Raw genomic sequence first — 22,766 nt, 5'->3', positions numbered from 1 at the left:
GCAATCTTTCTACGGGATCATCTGCCCGGCTTGGTCGGCTTCGGGGCGCCGGGCGCTGCGGGCGCGGGGGTGAGCAGGCCGGTGGGCTCGGGGACCGAGACGGGGTCCGGCACATAGACGCCGGACGGGGTGTCGGCGGTGCGGGTCAGCGTCGCGGGAACCCGGATCACCGATCCGCGCTGACCACACTCGTCGGTCTGCACGACGAGATCCATTTCACCGACGAGGTCTCCCTGCGGGTTGGGCCGTAACGCCAGCGTCTGCACCGTGGTCTGCGACTTGGCCAACCCGGTCGGCCCCACGCACGGGAACGGCACCGTTTCCGGCCGCGCCTGCCATTGGCCGTCGGTGAACTGAAAAATGACCGGGCGACCGCCGGAGTTGGCCAGCTGGGTGTGGTCGTTGTTGTCCAGCAGTACCGCCGCGGCCGAGCAGTACGACGGCGTGCACGACGAGCGCAATGCCCACCAGGTCGAGACGTCCGGCGGTTGCGGGCTCGGCGTGTAGTCGAAGGTCTCCTTGGACCGCTGCGCGTCGAGGCGATAGGTACCGTCCAGCGCAGTGGGCGGGCCGGACGGGGTGGTGGGCGGCGGCACGGCGGCCGGGGCGGGCGCGCTGGAGGGGACGCTTGCCCCGCGCGCCGCGGTCGACTCCATCTTTCGCCCGGTGATGAGGCCGAACGCGAACAACGCGATCAGCAGCAGGATCGCGGCGGCGCCGACGACGATTTTGCGGGGCCTGCGCCGCGTCGGCAACGCGGCCGGTGCCTCGGCATCGGATACGGCCGGTTCGGTGCTCGCGGTGTCCTCGTCGTCGGGCCACCCGAAGGCCGGGTAGTCGAGGACAAGAACAGCCTCGGGACTGCGATCTGCCCGCTGGGTCGCGAACAGTGCATTGGCGGCCTCGGCGAACTCTCGGCAACTGGAAAACCGGTCGGCGGGCCATTTGGCCAGCGCCCGCGCGAACACATGATCCAGCTGCGCCAATTCCGGGCGCTGGTCGCTGAGTTTGCGCGGTGCACCTTCCAGCAGCTCGCGCAGCGCGGCGGACGGGCTGAGGTACTCGGTCGGCGGCGCGCCCGTCAACAGGTGAAATGCCGTCGCCGCCAACGCATACTGGTCGGCGCGCCGATCGACGTCGGCTCCCATCAACTGCTCGGGCGCGGCGTAGCCCACGGTGCCGACCGGGACATGCGAGCCGATCACGCCGGAGTGCTCGCCCAGTGGGCGGGCCACTCCGAAGTCCGACAACAAAATCCGTTGCTCGCCGTCGGAGGGGTTGGTCAGCAGAATGTTGGCCGGCTTGACGTCGCGATGCAGCAAACCGCGCTGGTGCGCATAGTCCAGTGCGTCGGCCACCGCGGTGATGATCGCCAGCACTTCTCCGACCGGCCACACCGCCGGGAATCGGTCCTTGAGCAGTTGCGCGGCGTTGCCGCCCTCGACGTAGTCCATCGCGATCCACAGCTGTCCGTCGTAATCGCCGCGGTCGTGCACCTCCACGATGTGCTCGTGATGCAGGCTCGACACCGTCGGGGTCTCGGACAGAAAATCCCGGCGGAACTGGCGGTCCGACGACAGCGCCGGGGAAAGAACTTTCAGTGCCTGCCAGCGCGCCGAACGAGGATCCTGAACAAGGTAGACATCTCCAGTCACCCCGGATCCGAGCCTTCGAGCGACGGTATAACCGGCAAAAACCGCGCCGCTGGCCAACGCCATCGGGTCATTCTATCCGCCGCCGCGGCGCCTCGCTGGTCAGGCGTCCTGACGGAACGCGGCCCGTGTCAAGGCCGAAAGACGTTGCCGCGCAGGATCACCAGGTCGGGTTGGGACAAGACACCGGGGCCGTTGCGCGGGTCTTGCGCGTAGCAGACCAGATCCGCGGACGCCCCGTGCTGCAGGCCGGAACGGCCCAGCCAGCGCCGGGCATCCCAGCACGCGGCACCCAGCGCATCGGTCGGACTCATTCCGACCTTCGTCAGAGCCTCGACCTCGTCGACGATCCGGCCATGCGCGATCATCGTGCCGGCGTCGCTTCCGGCATAGATGGGCACGCCGGCATCCACGGCGGCGGCGATCCGCTCGGGGCAGCGCGCATACAGATCGCGCATGTGCGCGGCATAGGTCGGGTAGCGCTTCGCGGCGTCGGCGATGCCCGGGAAATTGTCGAAGATATTGATCAGGGTGGGCACCAGTACGGTTCCGTGCTCGAGCATCAGCTCGATGGTCTCGTCGGTGAGCCCGGTGCCGTGCTCGATGCAGTCGATCCCGGCCTTGATCAGCCCCGGCATCGCCTCATCGCTGAAGACGTGCGCGGTGACGCGGGCACCATGCGCGTGCGCGGTGTCGATCGCCGCCTTGAGCACGTCGTCGGACCACAGCGGCGCGAGATCGCCGACACCGCGGTCGATCCAGTCGCCGACCAGCTTGATCCAGCCGTCGCCGCGCCGGGCTTCGACCGCCACCGCGTCCGGCAGCTGCGATTCGTCTTCGAGCTCGACCGAGAAGCCCGCCTGGTAGCGCTTGGGCCGCGCGATGTGCTTTCCGGCGCGGATGATGCGCGGCAGGTCGTCGTGGTCGTCAAGGCTGCGGGTGTCGGTCGGCGAGCCGCAGTCGCGCAGCAGCAGGGCACCGACCTCGCGCTCGGCCTCGGCCTGTTCGATCGCGTCCTCGAGGGGGATCTCGCCGTCGTGGCCGAGGCCGACGTGACAGTGGGCGTCCACCAACCCGGGCAGGATCCAGCCGCCATCGAAAACGGTGTCGGCCCCGGCGACCTGTTCGGTGCTGATCTGACCGTCGACGATCCACAGTTCGACCGGGGCCTCGTCGGGCAGGCCCCGACCCCGCACGCGCATGGGCACCGCGCGGCTACTTCTTGCCCGGGAACTTCAGCTTGGACAGGTCGAAGTCCGCCAGACCGGGCGGCAGTTCGTTGAGGCCGTCGGGCATCTGGGACAGATCGGGGAATCCGGCGGGCATGCCCGGCATGCCCTGCATCAGCGGGTTGCGGGCCTTGGGTGGCGTCGGACCGCGGCCTCCCTTCTTACCCTTCTTGCCTTTGGCTCCCTTGCCTTTTCGGTTGATGGACTTGCGGCCCATCCCCGGGATGCCCATGCCGCCCAGCATCGACGACATCATCTTGCGGGCTTCGAAGAAGCGGTCGACCAGCTGATTGACCTCGGACACCGTCACGCCCGAACCGTTGGCGATGCGCAGTCGCCGCGAGGCGTTGATGATCTTGGGATCGGCGCGCTCCTGGGGCGTCATCCCGCGGATGATGGCCTGCAACCGATCGAGCTGGCGGTCGTCGACCTCGGCCAGCGCGTCCTTCATCTGCCCGGCGCCGGGCAGCATGCCCAGCAGGTTGCCGATCGGGCCCATCTTGCGGATCGCGAGCATCTGTTCGAGGAAGTCCTCGAGGGTCAGCTCGCCGGACCCGATCTTGGCCGCGGCGGCTTCGGCCTGCTCGGCGTCGAAGACCTGCTCGGCCTGTTCGATCAGGCTGAGCACGTCGCCCATGCCGAGGATGCGGCTGGCCATCCGGTCCGGGTGGAAGACGTCGAAGTCTTCCAGCTTCTCGCCGGTGGACGCGAAAAGGATTGGGACGCCGGTGACCTCGCGGACCGACAACGCGGCACCACCGCGCGCGTCGCCGTCGAGCTTGGTCAGCACCACACCGGTGAAGCCGACACCCTCGCGGAACGCTTCGGCGGTGGTGACCGCGTCCTGACCGATCATCGCGTCGAGCACGAAGATCACTTCGTCGGGATCGACGGCGTCGCGGATGGCCGCGGCCTGGCTCATCAGCTCGTCGTCGATACCCAGACGGCCGGCGGTGTCGACGATCACCACGTCGTGGTGCTTGGCGCGGGCTTCGGCGAGCCCGGCCGAGGCGACGGCGACCGGGTCACCGGGGCCGGAGCCCGGGGACTCTCCCGGATGCGGCGCGAAGACCGGCACCCCGGCGCGCTGACCGACAACCTGCAGCTGGTTCACCGCGGCGGGGCGTTGCAGGTCACAGGCCACCAGCAGCGGCGTGTGGCCCTGGCCGCGCAACCAGGCGGCCAGCTTCCCGGCCAGCGTGGTCTTACCGGAACCCTGCAGGCCGGCGAGCATGATGACGGTCGGCGGCGTCTTCGCGAACGCCAGTTGCCGGGTCTCGCCGCCGAGGATGCCGATCAGTTCTTCGTTGACGATCTTGACGACCTGCTGCGCCGGGTTGAGGGCACCGGACACCTCGGCACCCCGGGCGCGCTCCTTGATCCGGGCGACGAAGGCCCGCACGACGGGAAGTGAGACGTCGGCTTCCAGCAGCGCGAGACGGATTTCGCGGGTGGTGGCATCGATGTCGGCGTCGGTCAGTCGACCTTTGCCGCGCAGCCCTGCTAAGGCACCGGTCAACCGGTCGGAGAGCGATTCAAACACCCCAACAGGCTACTGGAGTCCGATGGGCACCCTCCACGGGCGCGAGCGTCACGCCGGCGTGACTGTCGTCGGTCAAAGCCACGCTGGCGTGACGCCCGATGAGCGGGTCAAGACCTTGACGCCGCGGCCGCGGCCAGCAAATGTCAGCAGATGCTCGAGGTAATCGACAAGGGATCCTGCAGCCCGGACCATCCGGTGCCGTTGCTCTTCGTGCACGGCGGCTGGCATGGCGCGTGGTGCTGGGACGACCACTTCCTGGACTACTTCGCCGACGCGGGCTATCGCGCGGTGTCGATCAGCTTGCGCGGGCACGGCACCAGCCCCACAGCCAAGCCCCTGTCCAAGGTTTCCATCGCCGACTACCTGGATGATCTCCAGTCGGTGGCCGACGACCTGGGTGGCCGGCCGGTGCTGATCGGCCATTCCCTGGGCGGTTTCGTGATCCAGCGCTACCTCGAAGAGCGCAGCGCCCCGGCCGCGGTGCTGCTGGGCTCGGTGCCGCCGACGGGCGTGCTCAGCCTGGCAATCCGGGTGTGGCGGCGCCGGCCGTCGATGACCCTGGAGGCCTGGAGCGACCCGACGCTGCTGAAATTCCTGGCCACCCCGGAACTGACCCGCGAGTACTTGTTCTGCGCCGACACGCCCGAGGCCATCGTCGAATCCTGCCGTCTTCGCGCCGGAGCCGAGAGCGTTCGCGCCGCCATGACCGATCCGGTGTTGCGCCGCGTCAGGACCCGGCGGGTGAACACGCCGATCCTGGTCCTGGGCGCGCTGTACGACGGGTTCGTCAGCGTCGAGGAGGTGCGCGCCACGGCGCGGGCCTACGGCACCGAGCCGGAGTTCTTCGCGATGGGCCACAACATGATGCTCGAACCGGGCTGGGCCGATGTCGCCGCGCGGATAAATTCCTGGCTGCAGGCCCGCGATTTTGCGGGCCCTGCACGGCTTTCCGGATAACCTGGCTTTCGTCTCTGTCGAGTCGTTCCAACGCCGAAAAGCGTTGCCATGCTACATTTCACACCCGCCTTCACACCGGTTAGCATCGCGGGCCGGGGCCTAAGACTAAGAGCGCGCGACCTGGAAACGGCGCGCCGGAGGGGAGTCGTGTCGATGCAGCCGGTCGCTGACGCGAGCGTTGGAATCGACACGCGACCGCTGCGCGGCTGGCAGCGCCGCGCGCTGGTGAAATACGTGGCCGACTCGCCGCGCGACTTCCTGGCCGTGGCCACCCCCGGATCCGGGAAGACGACGTTCGCGTTGCGGGTGATCGCCGAACTGCTGAGCAGTCGTGTCGTCGAGCAGATCACCGTCGTGGTGCCCACCGAGCACCTCAAGGTGCAGTGGGCGCAGGCGGCGCTGCGGCACGGCATATACCTGGACCCGCGATTCTCCAACACCAGCGCGGCGACCTCGCCGGAGTATCACGGCGTGATGGTCACCTACGCCCAGGTCGCCTCGCATCCGACGCTGCACCGGGTCCGCACCGAGCAGCGCAAGACGCTGGTCGTCTTCGACGAGATCCACCACGGCGGTGACGCCAAGACCTGGGGCGACGCCATCCGTGAAGCATTCAGCGACGCGACACGCCGACTTGCCTTGACGGGCACCCCGTTTCGCAGCGACGACAGCCCCATCCCGTTCGTCAGCTACGAATCGGGCGCGGACGGGATTCGCCGTTCGCAGGCCGACCACACCTACGGCTATGCCGAAGCGCTGGCCGACGGGGTGGTGCGCCCGGTGGTGTTTCTCGCCTACTCCGGGCAAGCGCGCTGGCGCGACAGCGCCGGCGAGGAGCATGAAGCGCGCCTCGGCGAGCCGCTGTCGGCCGAGCAGACCGCGCGGGCATGGCGCACCGCGCTGGACCCCGCCGGCGAATGGATGCCCGCGGTGATCACCGCCGCGGATCAGCGGCTGCGTCAGCTGCGCACCCATGTGCCCGACGCCGGCGGCATGATCATCGCGTCGGATCAGACCGCGGCCCGCGCGTATGCGACCCTGCTGACGAGGCTGACCGGCGAAGCGCCGACGCTGGTGCTCTCCGACGATCCCGGATCGTCGGAGCGGATCTCCGAATTCTCCGAGAGCACCTCACGCTGGCTGGTCGCGGTGCGGATGGTCTCCGAAGGTGTCGACGTGCCCCGGCTGTCGGTCGGGATCTACGCCACCAGCGCCTCGACGCCGCTGTTCTTCGCCCAGGCCATCGGGCGCTTCGTGCGGTCGCGGCGCCCGGGCGAGACCGCGAGCATCTTCGTGCCGTCGGTGCCCAACTTGCTGATGCTGGCCAGCGAGTTGGAAGCCGAGCGCAATCACGTGCTCGGCGAACCGCACCGGGAGTCGCTTGACGATCCCCTGCTCGCCGATCCCGCCGTCCGGGAGCAGAACGAAAAGACAGACCTGGAAAAGGGTTTCACGTCGCTGGGCGCCGACGCCGAATTGGATCAGGTCATCTTCGACGGGTCCTCCTTCGGCACCGCCGCCGCGGCAGGAAGCGACGAGGAGGCCGACTACCTCGGCATCCCGGGTTTGCTCGACGCCACCCAGATGCGGGCGCTGCTGCATCGCCGCCAGGACGAGCAACTGCAGAAGCGCGCCGCCTCCGGCCAATCCGCACCGGCGCCCTCGGGGCCGGGGGCCATGCACGGCCAGCTGCGTGAGCTGCGCCGCGAACTCAACAGTCTGGTGTCGGTCGCCCATCACCGCACCGGCAAGCCGCACGGCTGGATCCACAACGAACTGCGCCGCCGTTGCGGCGGACCGCCGATCGCCGCGGCGACCCGCGATCAGCTCAAGGACCGCATTGTGGCGCTGCGCCAACTGAATTCGGAGCTGGCGTAGTTCACTCGGTGACGGGCTCGTCGACCACCGCGTCCGCGGAGGCGCCCAGCACCGCCAGCAATTGCTTCTCCACCTCGGCGTGCGCATCTTCGGAGTCGCCCGGCATGGTCACACAGAACACGTCGGCAGCCGTCGATCCGAACGTATTGACCTTCGCCCAGGCGATATCTGCTCCCGCCCGCTCGAGTGCCTGGGCCAGCAACGCCAGCAGCCCGAGCCGGTCCATCGCGCGCACCTCGACGACGAGGTGCCCGGGCGCGGCGGCGTCCAGCCACAGGATGCGCGGCGGGGCGGTAGACCGGGTCAGCGGCGCCCCCACCTGTATCTCCCCCGCCCGGGCCATTGCCGAGTTGGCGGCATCGGTGTCGCGCTTTTCCAGCGCGCCAAGGACATCGACGTCGCCGGCCAGGGCGCCGACGAACTGCTGGCGCAGCAGGCCCGCTTCGGGCGGCGAGCCGAACAGCGGTGACACCACGAACTCGGCGATCGCGACGCCCTCGTGCGTGGTGACCGTCGCGGAATGGATCCGCAGCGAATTCAGTGCCAGCACCGCGGCGGCCTTCGATACCAGCCCCCGCTTGTCCGGTGCGACCATCACCGTGTGCAGACGCTCGGACTCCCCACCGTTGATCTCCACGTGTACACCGTGGCTGGCCGCCAGCGAAAGATAATGTGGCGCAGTCGGTTCGGCTTGCGGCAGCGGTTCACCCACCATCACCAACCGACAGCGGCGCACCAGGTCCTGCATCAGCGAGGCTTTCCAGTCACTCCACACCCCCGGTCCGGTGGCCTTCGAGTCGGCCTCGGCGAGCGCGTGCAGCAGCTCCAGCAGTTGTAGATCCCCGCCCAACGCCTGCGCAACGGACGCAATGGTTTTCGGATCGTTGAGATCGCTTCGGGTGGCCGTGATGGGCAGCAGCAGATGGTGGCGGACCATGCCCGCCAGTGTCTCGATGTCGCGGGGTTCCAGCCCCAGCCGCTCGCCGATGGGCGGCACCAAATCGGCTCCGAACACACAATGGTCCACGCCGCGGCCCTTTCCGATGTCATGCAGCAGCGCGCCGATCGCGAGCAGGTCCGATCGCGCGACACGCGTTGTCAGCGGTGCCGCGTTGACGGCGGTCTCGACGATGTGGCGGTCCACCGTCCACACATGGGACACATCGCGTGGCGGAAGGTCGCGCACCGCGTCCCATTCGGGAAAGAGCTTGCTCCACAAGCCGGTACGGTCCAGTGCCTCGATCGTGTTGACCATCGTGGGGCCGGCCAACAGCACCACCAGCAGGTCGTCCAGCGCCTCCCGCGGCCACGGTGTCGGCAAGTCGGGGACGCTGGCGGCCAGCCGGCTCAGCGTCGCAGCACCGATGGGCAGGCCCGTGTCGGCCGACGCGGCCGCCACCCGGAGCACCAGTCCGGCATCGGTTTGCGGTTGCGCCTCGCGGGCCAGCACGATTTCGCCGTCATACTCGACCACGCCCTCATCCAGCGGTCGCCGCTTGGGGCGTCGGACCAAGGCGGTGATGCCGCGGCGCGGCAGCGCGTTTTGCGCGGTCCGCAGTCCGGTCTCGGCGTGGTACGCGATCGTACGGCCGGCGTCGGAAAGCGTGCGCGCCAGGCTGAATCGATCACCCATGTACAGGGCGGCGCTGATTTCATCGGCGAACTGAGCCAGCAGCTGGTCGCGTCCGCGGCCCGACACCCGATGCAGTTCGGTGCGCACGTCGAGCAGCGTCAGATACGCGTCATCGAGCGAACCGCCCGGGATCTCCGGGCGACTCATGCCGCGGCGGTCGATCAGTTGGGCCACACCCAGCGCGTCGAGCAATTGGACGTCGCGCAGGCCGCCGCGGCCTGATTTCAGATCGGGCTCGGCACGTTGCGCGATCCGGCCACAGCGCAGCCAGCGAGCGTTGGTCATCTCGACCAGCTCGTCCATACGAGAGCGAATTGCGGTGCGCCACTGCTTTCTTGCGCCGGCAATCAACTCTTCGGACAACGCGGGGTCACCGGCTATGTGGCGGGCGTCCAGCAGGCCAAGGGCGGCGATCATGTCGCCGTTGGCGACACCGAGTGTTCCCGAAACCGTGCGCACGCTGTGGTCGAGCCGAACGTTGGCGTCCCACAACGGATACCACAACCCGTCGGCAACCCGCTGCAGCACGTCGTCAGACACGTTGTCGTGCAACAACATCAAGTCGAGATCGGAATAAGGGAGCAGCTCGCGCCGGCCCAGGCCGCCGACTCCGACGAGCGCGAAGCCACTGGTATCGGTGATCCCGAGTTCGGCGGACTTGGCCGCCAGCCACGACTCATGCAGCTCCAGCCAGGCGTGCCGCAGTTCAGCCGCGTGCAGGGCGCTGCCCTCAGACAGCAGCGTACGCCGCGCAGCGGCCAAATCGCTTGCACCAGAAGCGATTTGAGTCTGCGCGGCGTCCGCTCCAGGTTCCCGGTCGGGCTCGGTCGGTTTCATAACCTCCCGGCCCGCCCGGGCTGGAACCTCAACTTGCGGCTAGCGTCATATCGCATCGGTCCCGCGCTCACCGGTGCGCACTCGCACAATGGTTTCCACGGGACTGACCCAGACCTTGCCATCACCGATCTTGCCAGTGCGGGCCGCCCGGACGATGCTGTCGACGACCTTGTCGACGACGGAATCATCGACAACGACCTCGATCCGAACCTTCGGCACGAAATCGACCGAGTATTCAGCACCGCGGTAAACCTCGGTGTGCCCCTTCTGGCGGCCGTAACCCTGGACTTCGCTGACGGTCAGACCCAGGACGCCCGCGTCTTCGAGGCTGGTCTTCACGTCATCGAGGGTGAACGGCTTCACGATCGCGGTGATCAGCTTCATGATTATTCCGCCTCCACTTTCTCGGCCACTGCGACGTCCAGTCCGTTAGAGCTGTCCGGCAGGGTGGCACGGGGAAGGACTGACGACGTGGCCACGGCGAAATCGTATCCGCTCTCCGCATGCTCGGCCTCATCGATGCCGGAAGCTTCCGCTTCAGGATTCAGCCGCAGCCCAATGGTGTACTTCAGGATCAACGCCAGGATAATCGTCACGGTGAACGAGTAGAACAGCACGCTGAACGCGCCGACCGCCTGCCGTTCCAGCTGATCCCAGCCGCCACCGTAGAACAATCCCTTGGATACGCCGGTGACGCCGTTGATCGCCACACTCTCCGGTGCGGCCAGCAGGCCCACCAGCAGCGTGCCCGCCAATCCGCCGACCAGGTGCACACCGACCACGTCGAGCGAGTCGTCGAAGCCCAACTTGAACTTCAGCCCGACCGCCAGCGCACACAGCACGCCGGCCACCAGACCGATGATCAGCGCGCCCAGCGCGTTCACCGACGAACAGGACGGCGTGATCGCGACCAGCCCGGCCACGATGCCCGACGCCGCTCCCAGCGTCGTGGCGTGTCCGTCACGAATACGCTCGGTGAGCAACCAGGCCAGCATCGCGGCTGCCGTCGCGATCGTGGTGGTCATGAAGGTCGACCCGGCGGCGCCGTTGGAGCTGGTGGCCGACCCGGCGTTGAAGCCGTACCAGCCGAACCACAGCAGGCCCGCGCCGAGCATCACGAACGGCAGGTTGTGCGGGCGGAACAGCGTCGTGGGCCAGCCCTTGCGCTTGCCCAGAATCAGCGCCAGCGCCAGACCCGCGGCACCGGAGTTGATATGGACCGCGGTCCCACCGGCGAAGTCGATCGCGTGCAGCTTGTTGGCGATCCAGCCACCCTTCTCGGCGGCGAAGCCGTCGAACGCGAAGACCCAGTGCGCCACCGGGAAGTAGACCAGCGTCGCCCACAGGCCGGAGAAGACCAGCCAGGCACTGAACTTCAGGCGATCGGACACCGCGCCCGAGATCAGGGCGACGGTGATGATCGCGAACATCAGCTGGAATGCCACGAACACGGTCGCGGGCAGCGTGCCGGCCAGCGGAATGTCGGTCGCCGCAACGCCCTTGGTGGGGTCGGCGGCCACGGCGTTACCGCCGATCAGGCCCTTCAGACCGAAATATTCCGTCGGGTTTCCCATGACGTTGCCAACGTCAGTGCCGAACGAAACTGAATAGCCATATAACACCCACAGCACCGTCACCACGCCCATGGCGCTGATGCTCATCATCAGCATGTTGAGCACACTTCTGGCGCGCACCATGCCGCCATAGAAGAATGCCAAACCTGGCGTCATCAACAGCACCAGCGCTGAACTCGCCAGCATCCATGCGGTATCGCCGGTATTGGGCTGGCCCATTACTGGGAAACTCACTCGCTATCACCTCCGGTCGGCCCTGAACGGGGCATCAGACATGTGCCTGATGACCTGATCCAGAACCTTGCGCAATGGTTGTTTCCGAGTTGGGGCCACCATGTTTCGGCGTCATTAACGAAACGGCCCGCGTGTAAGGGGTTTCAGCCGAGCAGGGCGTCCACGAATGCGGCCGGCTCGAACGGCGCCAAATCGTCGGGGCCTTCACCGAGGCCGACCAGTTTCACGGGCACGCCGAGTTCCTGCTGCACCCGGAAAACGATGCCGCCCTTGGCCGTTCCGTCGAGCTTGGTCAGCACCGCGCCGGTGATGTCGACGACCTCGGCGAACACCTTCGCCTGGGCCAGGCCGTTCTGCCCGATCGTGGCATCGAGAACCAGCAACACCTCGTCCACGGCGGCACGCCGGGTGACCACGCGTTTGACCTTGTCGAGCTCGTCCATCAGGCCCACTTTGGTGTGCAGCCGGCCCGCGGTGTCGATCAGCACGACGTCGGCGCCGGTGTCGATGCCCTTGTCGACGGCATCGAAGGCCACCGCCGCCGGGTCGGAGCCCTCGGCGCCGCGCACCACTTCGGCACCCACCCGAGACGCCCAGGTCTGCAGTTGATCGGCGGCCGCGGCCCGGAAGGTGTCGGCGGCGCCCAGCACGACACGCCGGCCGTCGGCCACCAGCACCCGCGCCAGTTTGCCGACCGTGGTGGTTTTGCCGGTGCCGTTGACGCCGACGACCAGCAACACCGACGGGTGGTCGTCATGCGGCAGTGCCCGGATCGAGCGGTCCATCTCGGGTCTCAGCTCTTTGATCAGCACGTCGCGCAGCACCGCCCGGGCGTCGGCCTCGGTGCGGACGTTGCTGCTGGCCAGTCGGCTGCGCAGCTGCGAGACCACCGATTCGGTGACGACCGGGCCCAGGTCGGCGACCAGGAGGGTGTCCTCGACGTCCTGCCACGAGTCTTCGTCCAGGTCGCCGCCGCCGATCAGGCCCAGCATGCTGCGTCCGAGCGCGTTCTGGGACCGCGCCAGCCGCCCGCGCAGGCGTTCCAGCCGGCCCTCGGTCGGCGCGATCTCCTCGATCTCGGCCGCCGCGGGGGCTTGCGGTTCAGGCGCCGGGGGCGCTGGTGGTGCGACGGGCGCCTCAGGAACCGGTGGGGCGATGGGCGGCTCCGGAACCGGCGGAGCGACCGGCGGCGGCGTCACGGCCTCGGGTTCGGCCTCCGGCGCCGGCAGCTGGACGTCGGAAATCGTGCGCCGCGGCGCATCGCGCGGGACGGTCGCGTCGTCGCCCACCGCGGGCAGGCCGGTGGTGTCGACCGTCGGCGCGCCCTGACTGAAGGTGATGCCCGACGATGCGACGTAGCCGCCGGATCGGTCCAGGGCGCTCGGCTCGGGCCGGGTCAGGCTGATCCGCCTGCGGCGGTACCGGGTCAGCCCCAGGACCAGCGCAGCGATGACAACCAGGGCGGCAACGACGGCGATGGCGATCCAAAGACCTTGCGACACGCAGACATTGTTTCAGGGCCACACCGCGCGGCCGACAGCGGCAGCCGCCGCCCCTGCTCGGCCGGCGTCGCTAGGAAGAAGTAGTGGCGAGCTGTTGGACCTCTTGTCCACGCATGCGCTGCGAGATCACCGCGGTGATGCCGTCGCCCTGCATGGTGACACCGTAGAGCGCGTCGGCGACCTCCATGGTCGGCTTCTGGTGGGTGATGATCAGCAGCTGCGAGCGGGCCCGCAGCAGCTCGAACAGCGAGATCAGGCGGCGCAGGTTGGTGTCGTCGAGCGCGGCCTCGACCTCGTCCATGATGTAGAACGGCGACGGGCGGGCGCGGAAGATCGCGACCAGCATCGCGACGGCGGTCAGTGCCTTCTCGCCGCCGGACAGCAAAGACAACCGGGTGATCTTCTTGCCGGGCGGACGCGCCTCCACCTCGATGCCGGTGGTGAGCATGTCGTCCGGGTTGGTCAGCCGCAGCCGGCCTTCGCCGCCGGGGAACAGCACGGTGAAGACTTCCTGGAATTCGCGCTCTACGTCGACGAACGCCTCGCTGAACACCTGCAGGATGCGGGCGTCGACGTCGGCAACCACGTCGAGCAGATCCTTGCGGGCCGCCTTGACGTCCTCGAGCTGGGTGGACAGGAAGTTGTAGCGCTCCTCGAGCGCGGCAAACTCTTCGAGGGCCAGCGGGTTGACCCGGCCCAGCTCGGCCAGTTCCCGCTCGGCGCGCTTGGCCCGCCGCTCCTGGGTGGGCCGGTCGTACGGTATCGGCGCGGGCGCGGTGACCTGCTCGCCGCGCTCGCGGGCCAGCTCGAACTCGGCCATCTCCAGCTCGGAGGGCGGCAGCGCGATCGCCGGCCCGTACTCGGCGATCAAATCCGCCGGGCTCATGCCGAATTGCTCGAGCACCATTTGTTCGAGCTGCTCGATGCGCAGCGCCGCCTGTGCGTTGGCCACCTCGTCGCGGTGCAGCGAGTCGGTCAGCGTGGCCACCCGGGTGCTCAGCGTGTGCACCTCGTTGCGCACCGCCGCCATCGCGGTCGACCGCGCCTCGCGTTCGGCGACCATCGCGTCGCGGATCTGCGAGGCGGCGGCCACCACCCGGTTCAACCGCTGGGCGAGCAGCCGGCCGGCGTCGGCCACCGCCGCGGCCACCGCGGCCGCCCGCAATCGCGCGGCGTGTGCCTGCTGGGCACGCACCCGCGCCTCACGTTCCGCGGCGGCCGCGCGGCGCAACGAATCGGCCCGGCCGCGCACGGCGTTGGCCCGTTCCTCGGCGGTGCGCACCGCGAGCCGGGCCTCCACCTCGACGCCGCGGGCGGTGTCGGCCGCGGCGGCGATCCGCTGACGATCGACGGGGTCTTCCGCGGGGGCGAGCTGGCTGGCCTGGGCATTGCGCAGCCGGGTTTCGAGTTCGGTGACCTCTTCGACGGTCTGGGCGCGCCCGGCTTCCAGCTCTTCGCGCTGGCGCAGCAGCCGGTTCCACTCCTCCTCGGCGGTGCGGGCGTCCTGCCCGAGCCGGCCCAGCTGCTCGTACATCGCCGAAATCTCGGTGTCGGACTCGTTGAGCGCGGCCAGCGCCTGCTCGGCCGAGTCTTGGCGCCCGCGCTGCTCGGTCAAGGCGCCGGACAGGGCGGCGGAAAACTGCGCCACCTGCGACTCCGCGGCGGCCAACTCGCTGCCGGCCTTGTCGATCTCCGAGGTGAGCTCCAGAGTGGACGGCTTGCGGTCCGAACCGCCGCTCACCCAGCCGCGGCCGACCAGGTCGCCGTCGAGGGTGACCGCGCGCAGCTGCGGCCGGCCCGCGACCAGATCCAGCGCCGCGCCCAGGTCGCCGACCACCGCGACGCCGGACAGCATGGCGACCATCGCGCCCCGCAGCCGCTGCGGCGCCTCGACCAGGTCGAGCGCCCACAGCGCACCGTCGGGTAGCGGTGCGGCGGGCGGGGGCTGCTCGGCCGGCCAGTCTCCCAGGACCAGCGCAGCGCGGCCGCCGTCGGCCTGCTTCAGCGCGGCAACCGCGGACCGGGCGGCGCCGATGTTTTCGGCGGCCAGCGCGTCGGCCGCGGATCCCAACACCGCGGCCAGTGCCGTTTCGTACCCCGAACGGACCTTGACCAGCTTTGCGACGGGCCCGAAAAGCCCTGCTCCACCGTGGTTTTGGGTGAGCCACGCCGCGCCGTCCTTACGCTCGAGCCCGACCGAGAGCGCATCGATGCGGGCCCGCAGCGACGCCACCCGGCGCTCGGCCTCACGCTCGCTGGCCTGCAGCTCGGCGACGCGCTCGTCGGCCAGCCGCAGCGCGGCGACCGTCCGTTCGTGGTGTTCGTCCAGGCCGACCTCGCCCTGATCGAGTTCGCCGACGCGGCCCTGCACGGTTTCGAACTCCGCGCGGGCCTGCTGCGCACGGGCGGCGCCGTGTTCGATGCGCTCGGACAGCCGCGCGACGCTGTCGTCGATCGATTCGACCCGGGCCCGCATGGTCTCGACCTGACCGGCCAGCCGGGCGAGGCCTTCGCGACGGTCGGCCTCGGCCCGCACAGCGGCCAAATGCGCCCGGTCGGCCTCGGCGGCCTCACGTTCCCGCTCGGACAACTCGGCGCGGGCGGTCTCCAGCCGGGTCCGGGCGGCATCCAGCTCAGCCAGCAGCTCGCGCTCGGCGGCCGCGACCTGCTCGGCCTCGGCGTCCAGTGCATCCGGGTCGGTGTCGCTGGTCGCCACCGGCTCGAGATCCAGGTGCTGGGCGCGCTCGCTGGCGATGCGCACCGTGGCGCCCACCCGTTCGGCCAGTGCCGACAGCCCGAACCAGGTGTGCTGGACCGACTCGGCACGCACCGACAGCTCGGCCAGCGCGGTCTCGTGCGCGGTCAGCTCCTCGGAAGCCACGGCCAGCCGGCCGGCGGCCTCGTCGTGCTCGCGGCGCATGGTGGCCTCGGCCTCCAAGATCGCGTCGCGCTGCACCTGCCGGTTGACCAGGTCGTCCGCGGCCAGCCGCAGCCGCGCGTCGCGCAGGTCGGCCTGGATGGTCGCCGCACGCCGGGCCACCTCGGCCTGGCGGCCCAGCGGTTTGAGCTGGCGCCGCAGCTCGGTGGTCAGGTCGGACAGGCGCGCCAGGTTGGCCTGCATCGCGTCAAGCTTGCGCAGCGCCTTTTCCTTGCGCTTGCGGTGCTTGAGCACACCCGCGGCTTCTTCGATGAACGCGCGGCGGTCCTCGGGCCGCGACTGCAGGATCTCGTCGAGCTTGCCCTGTCCCACGATCACGTGCATCTCGCGGCCGATGCCGGAGTCGCTCAGCAGCTCCTGGACGTCCATCAAACGGCAACCGGTGCCGTTGATTTCGTACTCACTGGCGCCGTCGCGGAACATCCGCCGGGTGATCGACACTTCGGAGTACTCGATCGGCAACGCGTTGTCGGCGTTGTCGATCGTGACGGTGACTTCGGCGCGGCCCAGCGGGGCACGCGACGAGGTGCCGGCGAAGATGACGTCTTCCATCTTCCCGCCGCGCAGCGTCTTGGCGCCCTGCTCCCCCATCACCCACGCCAGCGCGTCCACCACGTTGGATTTGCCGGAGCCGTTGGGTCCGACGACGGCGGTGATGCCCGGCTCGAAGCGCAGAGTCGTCGGCGAAGCGAAGGACTTGAAGCCCTTCAGCGTCAGACTCTTGAGGTACACGGCGAGCCAGACTACCGCTCAAATCGCCCGACTCGCCGTCACCGCGGGGTGTCGGCTCCCTGGAAATACACCCGGTGTTCACACTCTGACGCACTGGCCACAGTGGCCACTTCAGTCACTGAGAGCGAGGCCGCCGTTGCCGCGCGCGTCACGCCCGCGGGACCGTCGCGTTCTGGTGCCACGCCGGTGTGAGCCCGGAGGTGTGGTGGCCCTACCGCTCGACGAACCCCTCGAATCGCTCCCGCGGCTGCGACCACTCGGCGACGACCTTGTCGACCCGACCAGGGCGGGACGGCCAGGAATGACCGCCTTCGAGCAGCTCCAGCAATTCCTCGCAGGCCTCCCGCGGCCCGTGGGCGACGACCAGGACACGGCCGTCGGCCTGGTTGGCGGCGTAGCCGGTCAGGCCCCGCTCCAGCGCCCGGCAGCGAGTCCACCAGCGAAAACCCACACCCTGGACCGTGCCGTGCACCCAGGCGGTGAGCCGGACGTCAGGACCCGGCATTTTTGGTTTCGGAGGCGATCTCGAACGTGACCGTGGTACCCGCCTTCAGGGTGCGCCCCACTGTGCAGACCAGGTCGATCGCGCGGTTCACGACCACCGCCAGGCGTTCTCTGTCGTCGTCGGACAGTCCCGACAAGTCCAGCTCGAGAGTTTCGGACAGCAGTGGATAGACCTCTTCGTCACGGTCGGCGTCGCCGGAGACCCGGACCACCGCGTGGTAGTCGTCGCCGAGCCGGCGGGCCAGCGGCTGATCGCTGGACATCCCGCTGCATGCGGCGAGCGCGATCTTGAGCAGCTCGCCGGGGGTGAACACGCCCTCGACGTCCTCGGAGCCGACGAGAACCTGCGCGCCCCGCGAGCTATGGCCGGTGTAGCGGCGTGTCCCGGTGCGTTCGACCCACAGTTCCGTCATGGCTCATTTCTACCGGGGACGGGCGAAGACGGGATCAGCGGACTATCAACGACAGCAGCTTTTTGCCGAAAGATGGTGAGGGCGAATCGTTTTCCGACGAGACAACTACCTGATCGTCGACGCGCCGGCGCAGCTCGCGCTCCAGCGCGTCGCGCAGCGTGGCCGACGCGCCCGGGCATCCGTGGCAGGCGCCGGCCAGCCGCACCGTCACGTGATGGCCGACCACCGAGACCAGCTCGATCGATCCGCCGTGCGAGGCGGCCAGCGCACCCACCGGGCCGGCCAGCAGCTCCGTTACCGCGGCTTCCAAAGTGCCTGCGGCAAGCGAGGTTTCGTCGACCGTCCAACGCCCCGGGTGCCGCAGCGCTTCGCTGAGTGCCTCGCGAATCTCGTCGCCCAGTTCACGCCAGGTGCCGGCCACCGTGATCAGGATGCCGCCGGGACCCACCACGATTTGTTCGATCACACGGGCCCGCAGCAGGGCGCCCAGCCGGCCCGGAGCGACCCGGACCGTGCCACGCGGCGGCAGTTGATCGGCCGCGACCACCCAGCGCAGCCGGCGCGGGTCCTCGGTGGCCGTGGCGTGCAGCGGAATCATGCGCCCAGCGCTATCGCGACCGACCGGGCGGCAAAGGCCATCAGCCAGGCCAGAACGAACATGTAGGACCACGCGACCGCGGGCCATTTCCACGAGTTGGTCTCGCGGCGCATCACCGCAACGGTCGACATACATTGCAGCGCATAGATGAAGTACGCCATCAGCGCGATGACCGTCGGCGCGGTGAACACCTGGTGGCCTTCGTCGTCGGTCAAGGAGACCAGCGCTTCGTGCGGATCGTCGGGGCTCTCGGCCGCCGCGACCTGGCCCAGGGTGGACACGAACACTTCGCGGGCCGACATCGAACCGAGCAGGGCGATGTTGACGTGCCAATCGAATCCGAGCGGCTTGAACACCGGCCCGACCGCCTTGCCGAGATCGGCGGCCAAGCTGTGGTCCATCACGTAGGCGGTCGCGTCGGCCGGCGACATCTTCGCGGTCTCGGCTTGGCGCGCCGGCAGATTGAGCAGCACCCACAGCACGACCGACGTGCCCAGGATGATGGTTCCGGCCTTGCGCAAGAACATCTTCGCCGAATCCCACATCGTGATCAGCACGTTCTTGGGTGACGGGAACCGGTACGGCGGCAGCTCCATCGTGAACGGCAGCAGATCGCTGCGCAGGATCGTCGATTTGAAGACCGCGGCCGCGATCAGTGCGGAGGTGCCGCCACACACGTAGAGCGCGAACATCGCGACGCCCTGGGCGCTCAACCCGCCCCAGTGCGTCTTCGGGGACACGAGTATGCCGACCAACAGGGTGAACACCGGAAGCCTGGCCGAGCAGGTCATCAGCGGCGCCGTGATGATGGTGGCGATTCGGTCCCGCGCCGACGGCAGCGTACGGGTGGCCATGATCCCCGGGATGGCGCAGGCGAACGACGAGAGCATCGCGACGAAGGCGCGGCCTTCCAGCCCCGTCGAGGCCATCACCCGGTCCATCAGGAACGCGGCGCGCGCCATGTAGCCGACGTTCTCCAGCAGCGCGATCAGCAGGAACAACAACACGATCTGCGGGATGAACTGCAGCACCGTTCCGACGCCGCCGATCAGCCCCTGGCCCAGCAGCCCGCGCACGACGTAGTTGCCGACATGGTTGCTGACCAGAGTGCCCAACGAGTTGAGCCAGTCGCCCACTTGATCCTGCAGGGGCGCGGCGACGGTGAAGACGACCTGGAAGAAGCAGAACATCACCGCGAAGAAGATCACGGTCCCCCACAGCGGGTGCAGTACTACGGCGTCGATTCGTCGCGTCCGCCGATCCGGTTGTGGCGCATGGTAATAGGCCGCATCCAGCACCGACTTGCCCCAGCTGTCGATGGCGTCGTCATCGCCCGGCGGCAGGACCGGGGGCCGTTGCCACCGGTGGAACGACACCAGTTGGGCGCGCAGGGTATCGATGCCCACCCCGCGGTTGGCCACCACCGCGACCACCGGGACACCCAGCGCCGTCGCCAGCGCGTCGACGGAGATGCCGCCACCGCGCGCGGTCAGCTCGTCGGTCATGGTGAGCACCACCAGACACGGCAGGTCGAGCCGCAGCACCTGAGCCAGCAGAATCACCGAGCGGTGCAGCGTGGTGGCGTCGGCGACGATGACGATCGCGTCGGGTGGGCCGTCGCCGTACACCTGCCCGCCCAACAGGTCGGAGACCACCTGCTCGTCCGGGCTGATCGGGTCGAGGCTGTAGGTACCGGGCAGGTCCTCGATGGCGACCTCGACGCCGTCGACCTTGGTGATGCCGACGCTGCGCCCGACGGTGACGCCCGGATAGTTACCGGTCTTGGCACGCAATCCGGTCAGGTGATTGAACACCGACGTCTTGCCCGCGTTGGGACTTCCCACCAGGGCGATCCGTGCCTTGCCCGCAACGGCGACCCCGGAGCCGCCTTCTTCGTGGCACGACGTCATGCGTCGGTCCCGGGGGCGACCTCGATCAGCCGCGCCTCGCGCCGACGCAGGCATAGTTCGGTGTCCTGGACCCGGTAGATGGTCGGGTCACCCATCGGGGCGCGGCGGATCACCTGGACGTCGGAGGCCGGCCGAAATCCCAACTGCCGCAGGCGGCCCGCCACCACGGTGGAGGCCGCCGGCGTCACGCCCAGGATCGTCGCCCGCTCGCCCGGCGACAGCTGCGCCAGCACGGTGGGCGAATCCGCAACACGGTCTGCATCTCGCACCGAATCGCGCATTACCCGCTCCCACGCCGGAGGTTCATCATCTCGGTAAGGATAACCTCACGATGCTGAGGATAGCCTCAGCTTTGCGCGAGAAAGTCCTAGCGGCGTGGGCGGGGCTGACACCGCGGACAGTAGAACGACGAGCGGTTCATGAACTTCTCGCGGCGGATCACCGCGCCGCAGCGCCGGCAGTTTTCGCCTTCGCGCCCATAGGCATCCAGCGATCGGTCGAAGTAGCCCGATTGGCCGTTGACGTTGACATACAACGAATCGAACGAGGTCCCGCCCTTGGCGAGTGCCTCGCCCATCACCGCCGCGGCGGCGTCCAGCACGGCGGTCAGCTGGCGCCGCGTCAGCGTGTCCGCCACCCGGGCACCATGAACTTTGGCCCGCCACAGCGCTTCGTCGGCGTAGATATTGCCGATGCCCGACACCACCTGTTGATCCAGCAGCTGGCGTTTGATTTCAGAATGCTTGCCCCGCAACACGTTTACGACGGCGTCGATGTCAAACCGGGGGTCCAGCGGGTCGCGCGCCAGGTGCGCGACCGGCTGCGGCACCACGCTGCCGTCGATTTCTACGAGTTCGGCCAGCATCCAGCCGCCGAAGGTCCGCTGGTCGGCGAAGCTCAGCACGGTCCCGTCGTCAAGCAGCGCCGAGATCCGGACGTGTTCGGCCCGCGGCACCTTGCCGAGCAGCATCTGCCCGCTCATACCGAGGTGGACGATCAGCGCGACATCACCGTCGAGCAGCAGCCACAGGTACTTGCCGCGCCGGTCGGTTCCCTCGATCCGCGCGTCGAGCAGCCGGGCCGTGAGGTCGGCGGGGCCGGCCTCGTGGCGGCGCACCGCGCGGGGGTGGTGCACCCGAACCGCGGTGATCGTCTTGCCCACGACATGGGCCTGCAGGCCGCGGCGCACCACCTCGACTTCGGGCAGCTCGGGCATCTAGACGGGCACCATTTAGATAGATGTCGTCCCCGCGGTGTCCAACGCTTCCAGCGTTTTCCAGGTCGCGGCGGCCGCCTTCTGCTCGGCTTCCTTCTTCGAGCGGCCCACACCCGACCCGTACTCGGTCTCCATCACGACGACCACGGCCGTGAATTCCTTGTCGTGGTCCGGGCCGGTGGAGGTGACCAGGTAGGACGGCGCGCCCATGCCGCGCGCCGCGGTGAGCTCTTGCAGGCTGGTCTTCCAGTCCAGCCCGGCGCCCAGCGTCGGCGCGGCGTCGAGCAGCGCACCGAACAACCGCAGGATCACCTCGCGTGCGGTTTCGATGCCGTGCGCCAAGTAGATCGCGCCGAGCAGCGACTCCATGCCGTCGGCCAGGATGCTGGACTTGTCGGCCCCGCCGGTGTTCGCTTCGCCGCGCCCCAGCAGCAGGTGGACGCCCAGTCCGCCGTCGCACAGGTGCCGCCCGACGTCGGCCAGCGCCTGGGTGTTGACGACACTGGCGCGCAGTTTGGCCAGGTCACCTTCGGAACGGTCGGGATGACGGTGGTAGAGCTCGTCGGTGACCGTCAGGCCCAGCACGGCGTCGCCGAGAAACTCCAGCCGCTCGTTGGTCGGCAGTCCGCCGTGTTCGTAGGCGTAGCTGCGGTGGGTCAACGCCAACGAGAGCAGCTCCTCGGGCAGGTCGACCCCGAGCGCGTCGAGCAGAGGTTGCCGCGAAGTCACCGGTCACCCCGCGAGGCGTCCGAGTCCGCGGCATCGTCGTCGGAGAGCATGTCCACCAGCTTGGCCCATCGCGGATCGATGGTGTCGTGATGGTGGCTGGGGTCGTTGGCCAGCGCCACGCCGCACTCCGGGCATAGCCCGGGGCAATCGGGTCGGCATACCGGCGCAAACGGAAGGTCGAGTCCGACGGCGTCGATGATCGACTGCTCGAGGTCGATGCGGTCGTCGACGACCCGGCCGACCTCGTCTTCCTCGGTGGTCGCCTCGGTGGTGCTGTCCGGGTAGGCGAACAGTTCGGTCAAGCCGACCTGCACGTTCCCGTGCACCTCGGTCAGGCACCGCGAGCACTCGCCGACCGTCGGCCCGGACACGGTCCCGGTGACGAGCACGCCTTCGGACACCGATTGGACCCGTAGATCCATGTCCAGCGGAGCGCCCTGCGGGATCGCGATCATGTCCAATCCGATGCGCAACGGGCTGGGCACGGTGTGACGTAGCGTCACCATCGATCCCGGTCGTCGCCCGAGTCGGGTGACGTCCACCGTCATCGGCGAAGCCGGATGCTGCTGCGCAGTAGTGCTGTGTTCGCGCGCCATTGGTAGTCAGGGGCGCGGTGGCTGCAGAGCAGACCCGTTTCCCCATCCCCCTTTCAATCCGTGCGTGCGGTTTTCCCGCACACGGCTTACC

Annotated in this window: 18 protein-coding genes; 2 read left to right on the top strand and 16 right to left on the bottom strand. The window is 68.8% G+C overall.

Going from position 1 to position 22,766, the window contains the following annotated elements; all coding sequences use genetic code 11:
* Nucleotides 1-17: 17 nt before the first annotated feature.
* The 3 genes from AAHS21_RS23560 to ffh form a co-directional block, all read right to left on the bottom strand.
* Entirely contained in the window at nucleotides 18-1,718 is a 1,701-nt protein-coding gene (locus AAHS21_RS23560; RefSeq protein WP_342929965.1) for a serine/threonine-protein kinase, read from the bottom strand.
* A gap of 65 nt (nucleotides 1,719-1,783) precedes the next feature.
* The gene (locus tag AAHS21_RS23555; protein ID WP_342930103.1) at nucleotides 1,784-2,854 is read right to left on the bottom strand and encodes an amidohydrolase family protein; all 1,071 of its coding nucleotides are present in this window, start codon (nucleotides 2,852-2,854) and stop codon (nucleotides 1,784-1,786) included.
* Between the two features lie 13 nt (nucleotides 2,855-2,867).
* Nucleotides 2,868-4,424: a signal recognition particle protein gene (gene ffh / locus AAHS21_RS23550; protein ID WP_342929964.1), complete on the bottom strand. Its 1,557-nt coding sequence runs from the start codon at nucleotides 4,422-4,424 to the stop codon at nucleotides 2,868-2,870.
* Nucleotides 4,425-4,574: 150 nt separating this feature from the next.
* Here ffh and AAHS21_RS23545 point away from each other — a divergent pair, with 150 nt between their 5' ends.
* Nucleotides 4,575-5,381, top strand: a complete 807-nt coding sequence (locus AAHS21_RS23545) for an alpha/beta fold hydrolase (RefSeq protein WP_342929963.1) — start codon at nucleotides 4,575-4,577, stop codon at nucleotides 5,379-5,381.
* A gap of 153 nt (nucleotides 5,382-5,534) precedes the next feature.
* Nucleotides 5,535-7,259, top strand: coding sequence for a DEAD/DEAH box helicase (locus tag AAHS21_RS23540; RefSeq protein WP_342929962.1), 1,725 nt, complete (start codon nucleotides 5,535-5,537; stop codon nucleotides 7,257-7,259).
* A gap of 1 nt (nucleotide 7,260) precedes the next feature.
* Here the strand turns inward: AAHS21_RS23540 and AAHS21_RS23535 are convergent, their stop codons facing one another.
* The 13 genes from AAHS21_RS23535 to AAHS21_RS23475 form a co-directional block, all read right to left on the bottom strand.
* A complete protein-coding gene (locus AAHS21_RS23535; RefSeq protein WP_342929961.1) occupies nucleotides 7,261-9,729 on the bottom strand; it encodes a [protein-PII] uridylyltransferase in 2,469 nt (822 codons plus the stop codon).
* A 45-nt stretch (nucleotides 9,730-9,774) separates the two neighbouring features.
* The gene (gene glnB / locus AAHS21_RS23530) at nucleotides 9,775-10,113 is read right to left on the bottom strand and encodes a nitrogen regulatory protein P-II (protein ID WP_096286058.1); all 339 of its coding nucleotides are present in this window, start codon (nucleotides 10,111-10,113) and stop codon (nucleotides 9,775-9,777) included.
* Between the two features lie 2 nt (nucleotides 10,114-10,115).
* Nucleotides 10,116-11,522, bottom strand: a complete 1,407-nt coding sequence (locus AAHS21_RS23525; RefSeq protein ID WP_096286056.1) for an ammonium transporter — start codon at nucleotides 11,520-11,522, stop codon at nucleotides 10,116-10,118.
* A gap of 158 nt (nucleotides 11,523-11,680) precedes the next feature.
* Nucleotides 11,681-13,039, bottom strand: a complete 1,359-nt coding sequence (gene ftsY, locus AAHS21_RS23520) for a signal recognition particle-docking protein FtsY (protein WP_342929960.1) — start codon at nucleotides 13,037-13,039, stop codon at nucleotides 11,681-11,683.
* A gap of 70 nt (nucleotides 13,040-13,109) precedes the next feature.
* Nucleotides 13,110-16,709 (bottom strand): chromosome segregation protein SMC, encoded by a 3,600-nt coding sequence (gene smc / locus AAHS21_RS23515; protein WP_342929959.1) that lies wholly within the window; start codon nucleotides 16,707-16,709, stop codon nucleotides 13,110-13,112.
* Nucleotides 16,710-16,920: 211 nt separating this feature from the next.
* Entirely contained in the window at nucleotides 16,921-17,214 is a 294-nt protein-coding gene (locus tag AAHS21_RS23510; protein ID WP_342929958.1) for an acylphosphatase, read from the bottom strand.
* Entirely contained in the window at nucleotides 17,201-17,626 is a 426-nt protein-coding gene (locus AAHS21_RS23505) for an OsmC family protein (RefSeq protein ID WP_342929957.1), read from the bottom strand. Before AAHS21_RS23505 ends, AAHS21_RS23510 begins: the two co-directional genes overlap by 14 nt.
* Before the next feature lie 34 nt (nucleotides 17,627-17,660).
* A complete protein-coding gene (locus AAHS21_RS23500) occupies nucleotides 17,661-18,224 on the bottom strand; it encodes a NifU family protein (RefSeq protein ID WP_342929956.1) in 564 nt (187 codons plus the stop codon).
* Nucleotides 18,221-20,134, bottom strand: coding sequence for a ferrous iron transporter B (locus tag AAHS21_RS23495; RefSeq protein WP_342929955.1), 1,914 nt, complete (start codon nucleotides 20,132-20,134; stop codon nucleotides 18,221-18,223). Before AAHS21_RS23495 ends, AAHS21_RS23500 begins: the two co-directional genes overlap by 4 nt.
* Entirely contained in the window at nucleotides 20,131-20,415 is a 285-nt protein-coding gene (locus AAHS21_RS23490) for a FeoA family protein (RefSeq protein ID WP_342929954.1), read from the bottom strand. The genes AAHS21_RS23495 and AAHS21_RS23490 overlap by 4 nt, the downstream gene beginning before the upstream one ends.
* A gap of 86 nt (nucleotides 20,416-20,501) precedes the next feature.
* Nucleotides 20,502-21,350, bottom strand: a complete 849-nt coding sequence (gene mutM / locus AAHS21_RS23485) for a DNA-formamidopyrimidine glycosylase (RefSeq protein ID WP_342929953.1) — start codon at nucleotides 21,348-21,350, stop codon at nucleotides 20,502-20,504.
* A 15-nt stretch (nucleotides 21,351-21,365) separates the two neighbouring features.
* On the bottom strand, nucleotides 21,366-22,079 hold the full coding sequence (gene rnc / locus AAHS21_RS23480; RefSeq protein ID WP_342929952.1) for a ribonuclease III: 714 nt from the start codon (nucleotides 22,077-22,079) through the stop codon (nucleotides 21,366-21,368).
* Entirely contained in the window at nucleotides 22,076-22,675 is a 600-nt protein-coding gene (locus tag AAHS21_RS23475) for a DUF177 domain-containing protein (RefSeq protein WP_342929951.1), read from the bottom strand. The genes rnc and AAHS21_RS23475 overlap by 4 nt, the downstream gene beginning before the upstream one ends.
* Nucleotides 22,676-22,766: the final 91 nt, after the last annotated feature.

It is taken from the genome of Mycobacterium sp. 050272 (assembly GCF_039023525.1).
GTDB lineage: Bacteria > Actinomycetota > Actinomycetes > Mycobacteriales > Mycobacteriaceae > Mycobacterium.
Note: the sequence above shows the minus strand (reverse complement) of the source record. Positions and strands in the feature narration are given on the sequence as shown.